Raw genomic sequence first — 12,639 nt, forward strand, 5'->3', positions numbered from 1 at the left:
GAACCCCATTCGCAACAGAGAGGAAGTCCGACCATGGCACAAGAAACCATGAGCTTTCAGGCAGAAGTGAAACAGCTTCTGCACCTGATGATCCATTCGCTGTACAGCAACAAGGAAATCTTTCTGCGCGAGCTGATTTCGAACGCGTCCGACGCGGCCGACAAGCTGCGCTTCGAAGCAATCGAAAACAGCGCGTTGTACGAGAACGATCCGAATCTGCGGATTCGCGTGTCATACGACAAGGCCGCACGCACCATCACGCTCGACGACAACGGCATTGGCATGAGCCGCGACGAAGCGATTGCCAACCTCGGCACGATCGCGCGCTCGGGCACGAAGGAATTCTTCGGCAAGCTCTCCGGCGACCAGCAGAAAGACGCGGCGCTGATCGGCCAGTTCGGCGTGGGCTTCTATTCGGGTTTTATCGTCGCGGACAAGATCACGGTCGAAACGCGCCGCGCCGGTTTGCCGGCCTCGGAAGGCGTGCGCTGGGAAAGCGCGGGCGAGGGCGATTTCGCGGTCGAGCAGATCGAGCGCGCCGCGCGCGGCACGACCATCACGCTGCATCTACGTGCCGATGAAGACGAACTGCTGTCGTCGCATCGTCTGAAATCGATCATCCAGAAGTATTCGGACCACGTCGCGTTGCCGATCCTCATGCAGAAGGAAGAGTGGGACGCGGAAAAGAGCGAGATGGTCACGAAGGACGAAGACGAGACCGTCAATCAGGCCAGCGCACTGTGGACGCGTGCGAAGAACGAGATCACCGACGAGCAGTACAAGCAGTTCTATCAGCACCTCTCGCACGACCATCAGGATCCGCTCACGTGGACGCATAACCGCGTCGAAGGCCGCAGCGAGTACACGCAATTGCTGTATGTGCCGACCCACGCGCCGTTCGACATGTTCAACCGCGATTATCGCGGAGGCCTCAAGCTGTACGTGAAGCGCGTGTTTATCATGGACGACGCCGAGCAACTGCTGCCGGCCTATCTGCGGTTCGTGAAGGGCGTGGTCGATTCGGCGGATCTGCCTCTGAACGTGTCGCGCGAAATCCTGCAGGAAAGCCGCGACGTGAAAGCGATCCGCGAAGGCGTGACCAAGCGCGCGCTGTCCATGCTCGAAGAGCTGGCCAATTCGGATAACGAGGCGGACAAGGAAAAGTACGCTGGTTTCTGGAAGGAATTCGGCCAGGTGCTGAAGGAAGGCATCGGCGAAGACTTCGCCAATCGCGAGCGGATCGCGAAGCTCGTGCGCTTTGCGTCGACGCATACGGACACGCCGGAGCAGACCGTATCGCTCGCCGACTACGTCGCGCGCATGAAGCCCGAGCAGACCAAGATCTACTACGTCACCGCCGACACCTGGCAAGCCGCTACCCACAGCCCGCACCTCGAAGTGTTCCGCAAGAAGGGCGTGGAAGTGCTGCTACTGACCGATCGCGTGGATGAATGGATCCTGTCGTTCCTGAACGAGTTCGAAGGCAAGCCGCTGCAAAGCGTGGCGCGTGGCGACCTCGACCTGGGCGCGTTGAACGACGAGGAAAAAGAGGCGCAGGAAAAGGTTGGCGAAGAGTTCAAGCCGCTCGTCGAAAAGATGAAGGAAGCGCTGAAGGACAAGGCCAAGGACGTGCGCCTCACGTTCCGCCTGACCGATTCGCCGTCTTGCCTCGTTGCCGACGACGGCGAAATGAGCGGCTACCTGCAACGCATGCTGAAGGCCGCGGGCCAGCAAGCGCCGTCGTTCCATCCGATTCTCGAAGTGAATCCGGAACACGCGCTAGTGAAGGGGCTGCATGCGGACAGCGCGAACTTCGGCGACTGGTGCCATCTGCTGTTCGATCAGGCCTTGCTCGCCGAAGGCGGCGCGCTGGAAGACCCGGCGAGCTTCGTGAAACGCACCAATGCGCTGCTGCTGGCGCGCGCGAGCCAGGCGTAAGACGAGCCTGATTCCGCGGCGTTGCAATAACGCTTGTGGTTGAAAAATGCGCTGCTTCGGCAGCGCATTTTTTTTATCCGGCGCGGCAACCTCAGGGCCGCTTCGGTGCTCTCAAGCCAGGGGCTTAACGCGCGGGAACCGCGGCCTCCACATGGCGTACTTGCGAGAGCACGCAGCCGGCCAATTCCTTTGCCTCGTGACACGCGGCATGATCGGCCAGCACTTTCGCCGCGAGACTGCCGATCGCCTTGCTGGTCTGTTTCGACGTGTGATGCTGCGCCAGTGCCGATCCCGCCAGTTCCTTTTCCAGTTGCGCGACACCCGCGCGCCGCAATACGACAGCGGCCAGATGAGCGATGCGGTCGGACGTTTCCTTCGATTTCGCAGTGTTCAAGTGTTGCTCCAAGTTGTGATGGGTTGATCTGATCGGCCGGTGGGGCTGTGCCCGGGCATCGGTCGAAATTAATTATGGTTAACTAAATAAATAGAAGCAATGGCATTAAATTGAGATTGGTTTGTGAGATGCCAATGCTCGGCTTTATCTTATGATCGCGCGATTTTTATTCGGAGGCTTAAAGGATTATTTGGCGATCTTTAAGCGCCGCTAGCACTAGATCTTATTTTTGCGACTACGCACTCGCCCGCGACAACCACGCTCCTCATTCCCATGCCCGATTCCGCCTTGGCCGTTCCTCTCGATTCCGTTCATCTCCTGTGGTCGATCCTGCGCGAGCAAGGTTTCGATGCCGCCGCGCGGCGCGCGGCCGAATTAGCCGCGGCAGGCGTTACGCCGCAATTGCATGCGGACCTGTGCGCGAGCGTGGCGCATTTCGAAGCGGCGTATCACAGCGCGTCGCAGGCGCAAGCGTGCGCGAACGGGGCGCGCCATGCCCGGCTCGCGCTGTTTGCCGACGCGCTCGGTCAGGCCGAGGCGGCGCAGCGTCACAGCGAGTTGGCGGTGGCCGCACAGCCGCTCGAGGCGACGCTCGACTGGGTGGCCTGGCTGATCGATGAATGCGGCGCGCCGTCGGCGGCTGTACCCATGCTGCGTGTCTATGAGCGTCGAGCGCCGCGGGACGCGCGCGCGCCGTGGTGTTTGTCGATCGCGTTGGCCGCACTGCCCGGGGCGGACGCGCGAGCCGAGCGGCGCGCGGCCCTGCTGCGGGCCTATGCGCTCGACCCCGCGCTCGATCCGGCCTTGCCGTTGCAACTCGCGTTGGCGTTTCGCGAGATTCGCGACTGGCCGGTGGTCGAGCGCGTCTGCCGCGAGAGTCTCGCGCGTCATCCCGGCGATGCGGAAGTGGCGTGGCAACTCAGTCACGCTCAATGGCAGTGCGACGACCCGGCAGCGGCGGAAGCCACCATGCGCGCCGTGGAAGCCGCCGCGCCTGGCAATGCGGACGTGCTGGCGGCAATCGGCATGTATCTCGGCGAGCAGGCGCGCTATGAAGAGAGCGAAGCGGCGCTGCATGCGGCGCTCGCGCTCGATCCGTCGGCGGTGCAGGCCGCGGTCGATCTCGCCGATCTCGAACTGCGGCGCGGCGCCTGGTCGAGCGCGTGGCCGCGTTTCGAGGCGCGTCTTGCGCGCGAAGACCGCGAACAGAACAACGTCGTCAGTCTGATGGCCCGCTTGTGCCCGCGCTGGCGTGGTGAAGCGCTCGGCGGCAAGACGCTGGTGGTCCACAGCGAGCAGGGCAGCGGCGACGACATCCAGATGGTCCGCTTCATTCCGTTCATGGCCGCTCGCGTTCGCGACGAGGGCGGCCGGCTGGTGCTCGCCGTGCGTCGTGCGTTGCAACCGCTGTTTGCGCGTTTCTACGCCGATTGCGTGTCGATAGAAGACGGACCGCTCGGCTCGCCAGACTACGCGTTGCCGATGATGAGCCTGCCGCTCGTGCTTGGCCTCCATCCGGAGCAGATCCGCGGCACGCCGTACCTGCGGGCCGATGCAGCGAAGGTGACGGCGTGGCGCGAACGGGTCGGCGCACGCGCGCCCGAGGCGAAGTGGCAAATCGGCCTCGTCTGGTCCGGGAGCCCGACGCATCGGCGCGACGCCAAACGGTCGATCCCGCTTGCGGCATTGGCACCGCTGCTGGCGCTGCCCGATGTCGTATTCCATCCGCTCACGCCCGCACGCCGTGCCGATGTGACGGCGCTCGCCGCGCAGGGTTATCACCTGTGCGACCTGACCGATGGCTACGAGCACGGTTTTGATGACGTGGCCGCCCATCTTGCCGCGCTGGACGCGCTGGTAACGATCGACAGCGCGCCATTGCATCTCGGCGGCGCATTAGGGCATCGCGTAGTGGCGATGCTGGATCACGTCTCGCACTGGTCGTGGGGCACGCAGGAGTCGCAGTTCTGGTACGACTCCGTCGATCTGTTCCGGCAGCCGCAGCCTGCACAGTGGGCGCCGGTGGTCGAGCGGGTGGCGGCGCATCTTGCGGCCATGATGTCACCGGACCAGAAAGCCTAAGCGGCGCAGGCCATTGCAGATAAGCAATTCACGCAACCGATTGATCGATGTTGATGCACGAAACAGATTTACTACTCAGCACTTCCTTCTCCGACGATGTCGCCGCAATCACCGCACATGCCGACGCCTGCTTCGCCGCAGGGCGTCATCTCGAAGCGATAGCCGACTACCAGCGGGTCCTCGCAGAACAACCGCAAAACGTACACGCGCTCCACCGTCTCGGCCTCGCATCTTTCCGCGTCGATCAAACTGAGCGGTCGCGCGAGTATCTCGATCTGGCATTGAACCTCGCGCCTGAGCGCGCGGATATCTGGGAGCACCGCGGCTTGATCGCCGCGCTGGGCGGCGAGCTGATCGCGGCCGAAGCGTTCTACCATCGCGCCATGAGCCTGGGTGGCGGCACCGCGAGCCTGCATCGCAATCTGGCCGACTGCCTGAAGCTTTCGATGCGACTCGCCGAAGCACGCGGGCACTACCTCGAAGCGCTCGAACTCGAGCCGGCATTGCATCATGCGGTGCGCGCGCTGGCGCGAATCAGCACGCAACTCGAAGGTCATCAGCACGCAGCGGACTACTGGCTGCGTGCCTGGCGGCTCGACTCGACGCATCTGCCCGACGCGCTCGAATTGATTGCGGCTCTGTGGCAAGCGCAGCGCGGCGACGCGATCGACGGCGTGATCGCCGAGTTGCGCACGCGTTTCGCGGCGGACGCATTCGCGCTGCAACAGGTGGCTTACACGCTGAATGGCGTAGAGCGTTTCAGAGACGCGATCAGCGTCGCCATTCAGGGCATCGGCGTCGATCCGTATAACGGCTGGCTGCATCACAACGCGTCGTTTGCGTTCAACATGCTGGGCGAGTTCCCGGCTATGCATGCGCATGCTGTCGAAGCCGCGCGGCTGATGCCCGATCATCCGCTGATGCAATTCAATCTGGCTGCTGCGCAATTGCGCGCGGGCGACTTTAAAAACGGCTGGAAGCAATACCGATGGCATGAGGCGTTGCCGGAAAATCGCGATCTGGCTCGCCCGGATTTTCCAGAGTGGCGAGGTGAGCCGGTGGCGGGTCGCCGCTTTCTGCTCGTTGGCGAGCAGGGGCTTGGCGATCAATTGCAGTTCTTGCGCATGGCCGACTGGTTGCATCGTCTTGGCGCGCAAGTGGATGTCTGGGTCGAGGTTCCGCTGGGCGAAGTCGCGCGTCTCGCGGCGGGCGTGCATGCCGCGTGGACCACCGCGCCGCCCGGACCGTACGACTACTGGTGCCGCATGCTCAGAATGCCGGAACCCATGAATCTCGATTTGCCGATGTTGCCGCTCGCCACATCTTATCTGCGTGCATCGCCGGCCCAGGCGCAGCGTTGGCGGAACCGCCTCGACGCCCTTGCGCCGGTCGGTGCGTGCGGCCCGTCTGCAAAGCGCGTCGGCATTGTCTGGGCCGGCAATCCGGCGTACGGGCTCGATCGCTACCGGTCCATTCCGTTGCCGCAATGGCTGCCGGCGCTGGAGCAAACCGGCGTGAGCTGGTTTTCGCTGCAAAAGGGCGAGGCGCAAAACGAGGCGGTGACGTGGCGCACGGATCTCGGCATGCACAGGCTTGGGCCCGAGATCGGCACGTTCGCCGATACGCTCGCGATCGTGCAGTCGCTCGATCTGGTCATCACGGTGGACACCGCGGTTGCCCATCTGGCCGGTGCGTGCGGCACGCCGGTCTGGGTGCTGGTGCCGACCTTCACGGACTGGCGCTGGATGACGGAGCGTGAAGACAGTCCGTGGTATCCGTCGGCGCGTCTGTTCAGGCAGCGCGAGTTGGGACGGTGGGATACGGTGCTCGATGAAGTCGCGCGAGCATTGCGCGATTTTGTCGCTACCCGAGAGCGCGGCGCGTTCTGGCGCGAGCAGGGCGGCGAAAAAGCGGAATGATCCGAAATCCGCAATCCAGTCGAAGTGCTTCGCGACCCGCGTCGTAAAAGATGGAATCCTGTGGAGGAAAGAGCGTGCGCGGCGGGGAAGGGTCCGACCGCCGCGCCGTTATAATCCGACACCATGTCTATCCGTTTCGTTGCCGCCGACGCCCGCTGGCGCGTCGCTCCCTTGCCCGGCTTGAGCGCCGCGCAGAAAGACTGGTTGACCCGTGGTGGTTCACTGACCGCGCATCTGCGTGCGCTCGGCGCTGTCGAGGTACGCGTGACGCATGAGGGCGTCGCGCTGCCGTGGGCCGACGAGAGCGCCGCGCTCGGTCTCGCGCCGCGCGCGCCGGTGTGGGTACGCGAAGTCATGCTCGCGGTCGACGGCGTGCCGTTCGTGGCGGCGCACAGCATCGCGCCGCTCGCCGCGAGCGCCGGCGTCTGGCAAGCCATGCGGCGCTTGCGCACCCGGCCGCTGGCCGAGTTGCTGTATAGCGACAGCAGCGTGGCGCGTTCGTCGCTGGTGAGCCGCAGATTGACTGCGCGGCATCCGCTCTATCGCCTCGCGGCGCGCGCGGTCGAAGGCTTGCCGCCGCACGCGCTGGTCGCGCGCCGCTCGGTGTTCGAGCGCCACGGCACGCCGTTGATGGTGACCGAATGCATGCTGCCGGCGCTATGGGCGCATCTGGCGGGCTTGTCTCACGCGAGCTGGTCGGACGAGTGGCTCGCGCATCCGCGCGTGCGCGAACACGGCCGTCCGCTCGAGCACACCGCATCGCGCGCGCATCCCGCCACGCGCGCGACCGACGAGCGGCGCCGCTGATGCTGCGCGGCTTTCCTCCCGTCGCCGCGGCGGATACGCATACGCTGATTCTCGGCAGCTTTCCCGGCGAGGCGTCGCTCGCCGCGACACAGTATTACGCGCATCCGCGCAACCAGTTCTGGCGGCTTCTCGGCACCGTGCTCGACGAACCGCTCGCCGAACTCGCCTACGAAGAGCGTCTGCGGCGCGTGCTGGCTCACGGCATCGGTGTGTGGGACGTGCTCGCCGCCTGTACGCGCGAAGGCAGTCTCGACGCGGCGATCCGCAATGCCAGTCCGAACGATTTCGCTTCGTTGCGCGAGCACGCGCCGAAGCTCGCGAAAGTCTGCTTCAACGGCAAGACGGCGGGCCGCTTCGCGCCGGTGATCGGCGCAGCGGGCTACGCCACCCTGGTATTGCCTTCGTCGAGTCCGGCGAATGCTATGCTCTCGTTCGACCAAAAATTGCGTCTTTGGCGCGACATCCTTACATGACGAAATTGATCAAGCGCGCTTCCGCTGAAGCGCGTGCCTTCCGCAACCGTGACGCTGACGCCGCCGGCGGTCGTCCTCAAAAGCAGAACGAGCAGAAGCTCCTGCGCGGCAAGAAGCGCGCTTCGCACGACGAAGATCTGCAGGACGCGCCGCAAATCGAAGCGCCGCGCAAGCCCCGTTTCGCGCCGGTGACGTTCTCGGAAGAGGGCGGCGTGCGCTTCCTGCATTTCGGCACGGAGTGGGTTCAAGGCGCGATGCGTCTGCGCAAGCCGGATCACATCGAACTCGAATACGCGCAGCAGATGATGGCCTGGCTGCTGTTCATCGAAACGCCCAGGCGCATCGTCCAGCTCGGTTTGGGCGCCGCGGCGCTGACCAAGTTCGCGCACCGCTTCCTGAAGCACGCGAAGGTCGAGGCGGTGGAAGTGAACCCGGCAGTCGTGGTGGCCGCGCGCACGATGTTCGAACTGCCGCACGACGACGCGCGTTTGAGCGTGCACGAAATGGATGCATGGGACTTCGTCAACGACCGCGCCAACCACGGCACGATCGGCGCGCTGCAGATCGACGTCTACGACGCGACCGCGCGCGGTCCGGTGCTCGACAGCGTCGGCTTCTATCGTGCGGTGCGCGCGTGTCTGACCGAAGCGGGCGTGGTGACGGTGAACCTGTTCGGCGACCATCCGAGCTTCGTGCGCAACATGAAGCGTCTGAACGAAGCCTTCGACGGCCGCGTGGTCGCGCTGCCGGAAGTGCACGACGGCAACCGCATCGCGATCGCGTTTTCGGGGCCGCCGCTCGAGGTCCCGTTCACGGCGCTGCAAACGCGCGCCAAGCTGATCGAAACCGAACTCGGTTTGCCCGCACGCAAGTGGATCAAGGGCTTGCAGGAATCGACCGGACAGACCGGCGCCGCGTTCTCGATCTGATCTGGTGTGCCGAAGCGGTCGGACTCGCACGAGCCGGGTCCGGCCCGAAGCAGCACAGAGGCGCAATTGCCCCGTTGCCGCTCCCTTCGCCGTTGCGCCCACGCGACGGTTGCCTGCAGCACCATCCATCGCGCATTGAATAGCCGGTCCGCGTCCCCGTGACGCGGACCGGCGGCCTGTCAGAGCCAGGCCGCACGGACTCTCCCGCGCCCCGCCTCTTCGCATCGACAACGCCCATTCGGACACCCCGTCACCGACCCCGAAAGCACGGTCGTGCTCGGGTCGTCCCTGCTTGACCGGGCGTTCGCGGCTCCTATACTCTTTCGAAGCTTTCGGGGCGCCCGTTGGCATTCGCGAGGCGACCCCTCGCTGCGGGATCCACCACCCGTCAAACACGGGCCAACATTTCAATAATAGGGAAGAGGAGACGTCATGGCTCACGACGCCGACGCGAACAAAGCCAGCAAGCACTGGCTCTGGTTGCTGCTGTTGCCCTGGATCGCAATGATCTGGGTGCCGTCATATAACAAGGTCGAACCGGTGCTGTTCGATTTTCCGTTCTTCTACTGGTATCAGCTCCTGTGGGTGCTGATCAGCGCCGTCATCACGGCGCTCGTGTACTTCAAGACCAAGACGCGCTCGAATAGCCGTCCGCAAGGGGGCGCACGATAATGAACGCCACAGCAACTTTCGTCTTCGTTCTGTTTTTTATCGGCGTCACGATTCTCGGCTTTATTGCGGCCCATTGGCGGCGTGGCGACCTCGCGCATCTGGAAGAGTGGGGCCTTGGCGGCCGGCGCTTCGGGACCATCGTCACCTGGTTCCTGCTGGGCGGCGACCTGTACACCGCGTACACCTTCATCGCCGTGCCGGCGCTGGTGTTCGGTGCGGGCGCAACCGGTTTCTTCGCGCTGCCATACACGATCCTGATCTATCCGTTCGCGTTCGTCGTGTTCCCGAAACTGTGGAGCATCGCCAAACGTCAGGGCTACGTGACATCGGCGGACTTCGTGTCGGCGCGCTATGGCAGCCGGATGCTCGCTCTGGCGGTCGCCGTGACCGGTATCGTCGCCACCATGCCGTATATCGCGCTGCAACTGGTGGGTATCGAAGTGGTGATCGGCGCGCTCGGTTTCGACACCAAGGGCTTTGTCGGCGATCTGCCGCTGATCATTGCTTTCGCGATTCTCGCGGCCTACACGTACACCTCGGGCCTGCGCGCGCCGGCCATGATCGCGGTGGTCAAGGACATCCTGATCTACATCACGATCTTTGCCGCGGTCATCGTGATTCCGCCGCAACTGGGCGGCTTCGGCCACATCTTCAGCATCGTGCCGCCTGCCAAGCTGTTGCTGAAGGCGCCGGACGTCTCCAGCCTGAACGGCTACAGCGCGTACGCGACGCTCGCGGTGGGTTCGGCGCTCGCGCTGTTCCTGTACCCGCACTCGATCACGGCGGTGCTGTCGTCGAAGTCGGGTAACACCATCCGCCGCAATATGGCCATGCTGCCGGCCTACTCGCTGGTGCTCGGCCTGCTCGCGCTGCTCGGTTTCATGGCGCTCGCCTCGGGTGTGAAGGACATGCCGGAGTTCGCGCCGTATTTCAAGGCGTTCGGCCCGAACTTCGCGGTGCCGGCGCTGTTCCTGCATTACTTCCCGTCGTGGTTCGTCGGCGTGGCGTTCGCGGCAATCGGCATCGGCGCGCTGGTGCCGGCGGCGATCATGTCGATCGCCGCCGCGAACCTGTACACGCGCAACATCCACAAGGAGTTCGTCAACCGCAATATGACGCATGAGCAGGAGACCAATGTCGCCAAGCTGGTCTCGCTTATCGTCAAGGTCGGCGCGGTGGCGTTCATTCTCGGTCTGCCGCTCACGTACGCGATCCAGTTGCAGCTGCTCGGCGGTATCTGGATCATCCAGACGCTGCCGGCGATCGTGCTGGGTCTGTACACGCGCGTGCTCGACTATCGCGGCTTGCTGGCCGGCTGGGCGGTCGGTATCGCAACCGGTACGTGGATGGCGATTTCGCTGAAGCTGGCCGGTTCGATCTTCACGATCCACCTGTTCGGCATGGCGATTCCGGGCTACGCGGCAGTGTGGTCGCTGATCGTGAACCTGGTGGTGTCGGTGGTGGTGAGCCTGCTGGTGCGCGCGGCCGGCATGCAGCGCGCCGAAGACCGTACCCGTCCGGAAGACTATCTGGACGTGGTCGAAAGCTAAGCACGACTAGCTTGCCTCGTTCCGCGTGACGGGTTCGAGAGCTTGAAAAGCGCAGCGCCCGCAGACGAAAGTTTGCGGGCGTTTGTCTTGATGGCATTGTGTTGCCGATGTTTGTCTTGATAGGGCACTCCAGGGCAGGATAGCGGAACCATCCTTTACCGCATCGAGCGCGCCGCCATGGCTTCTGCCGATTCCCATACTTTGATTCCTCGCCGCTCGGCGTTCAGCCGGATGGTTCGAGCGGTGACGTCGCCGTACTACCGCTATCGCCATGCCAAGGTGCTGCACAGTCTGCGCGTGGGCGTGGCCATGCTGGTTTCGATTCTGGCGACCACCGGGATCGATATTCCGCACGGCATCTGGTCTTCGGTGACGCTGCTGGTGGTGATCGGCGGCTTGCAGCATCACGGCAACATCCGCAAGAAGGCGACCGAACGGGCGGCGGGCACGCTGCTCGGGGCGACGATCGGGCTCGGCCTGATCCTCCTGCAAAACCTGACCGGCTCGCTGCCGCTCACCTATGTGCTGATGTCGATCGTCGCGGGCATCTGCGCGTGGTTTGCGATCGGCTCGTCCGGGTATATCGGGCTCTTGACGGCCATCACCATGTGTATCGTCGCGGGTCACGGCGACAACCTGATCGATGTTGGCCTCTGGCGCACGCTCAATGTGCTGATCGGCATTGTGATCGCGTTGGCGTTTTCGTTTGCGCTGCCGTTGCATGCCACCTATTCGTGGCGCTACGGCATCGCGGCCAATCTGCGCGAATGCGCGCGTATCTACACGCGCCTGCTGGAAGGCGAGACGATCAGCGAGGAAGAGCAGGTCAAGCGCTTTCTTGCCATCAACAAGCGGCTCGTGCAATTGCGTTCGTTGATGCCTTCGGTGGCGAAGGAAATCGATGTGCCGCAAGCGAAGCTCGAAGAGATTCAGCGGCTGCACCGCTCGCTGCTCAGTTCACTGGAGTTGCTGGCCACCGGCCCGCTGATGCACGCCGACGCCGTAGCGCGCGCCGCCTATGCCAGGCAATGCGGCGCGGAGGTGAGCGCCGTGCGCGCGATACTGCTGGCAATGGCGCGTGGTCTGCGCTTTGCGCGGGCGACGCATTTCGGCATTCCGGCCGCGTCGCCGCTCGCGCAGCGGCACGGCGACGCGGCGCTCAAACTGCCGGCCGAACTTCAGGGGCCGTATTGGCTCGGGCAACGGCTCGCCGAACAGGTTGACCGGCTGCGCGAGCAGTTGCTGGAAACCGAGTCGAACTGGAACATCGAACGGAATTCGCGGATTTTAGCGAAGGGGTAGGCGAGTGAGGCTGGAGAGGTGGGCGGGTTGAGCGTGCCGCTTGCGGCAAGCCTCACCACTTACGGCAAGACGCCCCACTTGCCGCAAGCCTCACCCGGCGAGAGCGCCCACCGCCTCGCCGCGCTCAACCTTCCGGCAGCGTCACCATCCACATCAGACCGAAGCGGTCCACTACCATCCCGAAGCCCTTGCTCCAGAAGGTCGGCTGGAACGGCATCATGACCTGGCCGCCATCGGCGAGGGCCGTGAAGTACTGTTCGGCGGAGGCCGTGTCGTCGGCTGTCAGCGAGAGGCTGAAACCGTTCATCGAGCCCGCAGCGGGATCGCAATGGCCGTCGGAGGCCATCCAGTCGGTCGAACCCATCCGCACGTTGGCGTGCATGATTTTCTCTTCGAGACCGGGGCGCGGCTGGTTTTGCGGATCGGGCGGCGCCTCCTTGTAACGCATCTTGAAGGTCACCTGGGCGCCGAGCTTCGCGCAGTAGTAGTCGAGCGCTTCTTCGCAACGCCCGTTGAAGAATACGTAGGGTTGAACCTGCATGATCGTCTCCCGGAATCGAGGTCAGTGGCACC

General features: G+C 64.0%; 11 protein-coding genes. 9 read left to right on the forward strand and 2 right to left on the reverse strand.

What is annotated here, in order from left to right; all coding sequences use genetic code 11:
• Positions 1-33 precede the first annotated feature (33 nt).
• Positions 34-1,938, forward strand: coding sequence for a molecular chaperone HtpG (htpG, locus tag P0D70_RS05340; RefSeq protein WP_091796158.1), 1,905 nt, complete (start codon positions 34-36; stop codon positions 1,936-1,938).
• 124 nt (positions 1,939-2,062) lie between these two features.
• Here the strand turns inward: htpG and P0D70_RS05345 are convergent, their stop codons facing one another.
• Positions 2,063-2,332: a hypothetical protein gene (locus P0D70_RS05345; RefSeq protein ID WP_408183325.1), complete on the reverse strand. Its 270-nt coding sequence runs from the start codon at positions 2,330-2,332 to the stop codon at positions 2,063-2,065.
• A gap of 273 nt (positions 2,333-2,605) precedes the next feature.
• Here P0D70_RS05345 and P0D70_RS05350 point away from each other — a divergent pair, with 273 nt between their 5' ends.
• The 8 genes from P0D70_RS05350 (at position 2,606) to P0D70_RS05385 (ending at position 12,066) form a co-directional block, all read left to right on the forward strand.
• Positions 2,606-4,414 (forward strand): tetratricopeptide repeat protein, encoded by a 1,809-nt coding sequence (locus tag P0D70_RS05350; protein WP_408183328.1) that lies wholly within the window; start codon positions 2,606-2,608, stop codon positions 4,412-4,414.
• A gap of 47 nt (positions 4,415-4,461) precedes the next feature.
• On the forward strand, positions 4,462-6,333 hold the full coding sequence (locus P0D70_RS05355; RefSeq protein ID WP_408183331.1) for a hypothetical protein: 1,872 nt from the start codon (positions 4,462-4,464) through the stop codon (positions 6,331-6,333).
• A 123-nt stretch (positions 6,334-6,456) separates the two neighbouring features.
• Positions 6,457-7,140 carry a chorismate--pyruvate lyase family protein gene (locus P0D70_RS05360; RefSeq protein ID WP_408183333.1) on the forward strand — a complete coding sequence of 228 codons (684 nt, stop codon included), beginning with the start codon at positions 6,457-6,459 and terminating at the stop codon, positions 7,138-7,140.
• Positions 7,140-7,613, forward strand: coding sequence for a DNA-deoxyinosine glycosylase (locus P0D70_RS05365; protein WP_091796148.1), 474 nt, complete (start codon positions 7,140-7,142; stop codon positions 7,611-7,613). Before P0D70_RS05360 ends, P0D70_RS05365 begins: the two co-directional genes overlap by 1 nt.
• Complete coding sequence (locus P0D70_RS05370; RefSeq protein WP_408183336.1) at positions 7,610-8,542, forward strand: class I SAM-dependent methyltransferase; 933 nt, start codon at positions 7,610-7,612, stop codon at positions 8,540-8,542. Before P0D70_RS05365 ends, P0D70_RS05370 begins: the two co-directional genes overlap by 4 nt.
• 432 nt (positions 8,543-8,974) lie before the next feature.
• Positions 8,975-9,214 (forward strand): DUF3311 domain-containing protein, encoded by a 240-nt coding sequence (locus tag P0D70_RS05375; RefSeq protein WP_091796141.1) that lies wholly within the window; start codon positions 8,975-8,977, stop codon positions 9,212-9,214.
• Positions 9,214-10,764, forward strand: coding sequence for a monocarboxylate uptake permease MctP (gene mctP, locus P0D70_RS05380; protein ID WP_091796139.1), 1,551 nt, complete (start codon positions 9,214-9,216; stop codon positions 10,762-10,764). The genes P0D70_RS05375 and mctP overlap by 1 nt, the downstream gene beginning before the upstream one ends.
• Before the next feature lie 177 nt (positions 10,765-10,941).
• A complete protein-coding gene (locus P0D70_RS05385; RefSeq protein ID WP_408183339.1) occupies positions 10,942-12,066 on the forward strand; it encodes an FUSC family protein in 1,125 nt (374 codons plus the stop codon).
• Between the two features lie 124 nt (positions 12,067-12,190).
• Here P0D70_RS05385 and P0D70_RS05390 read toward each other — a convergent pair whose 3' ends face one another.
• Entirely contained in the window at positions 12,191-12,607 is a 417-nt protein-coding gene (locus P0D70_RS05390; protein ID WP_408183341.1) for a VOC family protein, read from the reverse strand.
• Positions 12,608-12,639 lie beyond the last annotated feature (32 nt).

It is taken from the genome of Paraburkholderia sp. RL17-381-BIF-C, from assembly GCF_046026435.1.
Lineage (GTDB): Bacteria > Pseudomonadota > Gammaproteobacteria > Burkholderiales > Burkholderiaceae > Paraburkholderia.

Excerpts from the sequence above, each read along its gene's own strand:
- htpG (WP_091796158.1), top strand. The coding sequence starts at position 34 with ATGGCACAAGAAACCATGAGCTTTCAGGCAGAAGTGAAACAGCTTCTG.
- P0D70_RS05350 (WP_408183328.1), top strand. The coding sequence starts at position 2,606 with ATGCCCGATTCCGCCTTGGCCGTTCCTCTCGATTCCGTTCATCTCCTG.
- P0D70_RS05355 (WP_408183331.1), top strand. The coding sequence starts at position 4,462 with ATGTTGATGCACGAAACAGATTTACTACTCAGCACTTCCTTCTCCGAC.
- P0D70_RS05360 (WP_408183333.1), top strand. The coding sequence starts at position 6,457 with ATGTCTATCCGTTTCGTTGCCGCCGACGCCCGCTGGCGCGTCGCTCCC.
- P0D70_RS05365 (WP_091796148.1), top strand. The coding sequence starts at position 7,140 with ATGCTGCGCGGCTTTCCTCCCGTCGCCGCGGCGGATACGCATACGCTG.
- P0D70_RS05370 (WP_408183336.1), top strand. The coding sequence starts at position 7,610 with ATGACGAAATTGATCAAGCGCGCTTCCGCTGAAGCGCGTGCCTTCCGC.
- P0D70_RS05375 (WP_091796141.1), top strand. The coding sequence starts at position 8,975 with ATGGCTCACGACGCCGACGCGAACAAAGCCAGCAAGCACTGGCTCTGG.
- mctP (WP_091796139.1), top strand. The coding sequence starts at position 9,214 with ATGAACGCCACAGCAACTTTCGTCTTCGTTCTGTTTTTTATCGGCGTC.
- P0D70_RS05385 (WP_408183339.1), top strand. The coding sequence starts at position 10,942 with ATGGCTTCTGCCGATTCCCATACTTTGATTCCTCGCCGCTCGGCGTTC.
- P0D70_RS05390 (WP_408183341.1), bottom strand. The coding sequence starts at position 12,607 with ATGCAGGTTCAACCCTACGTATTCTTCAACGGGCGTTGCGAAGAAGCG.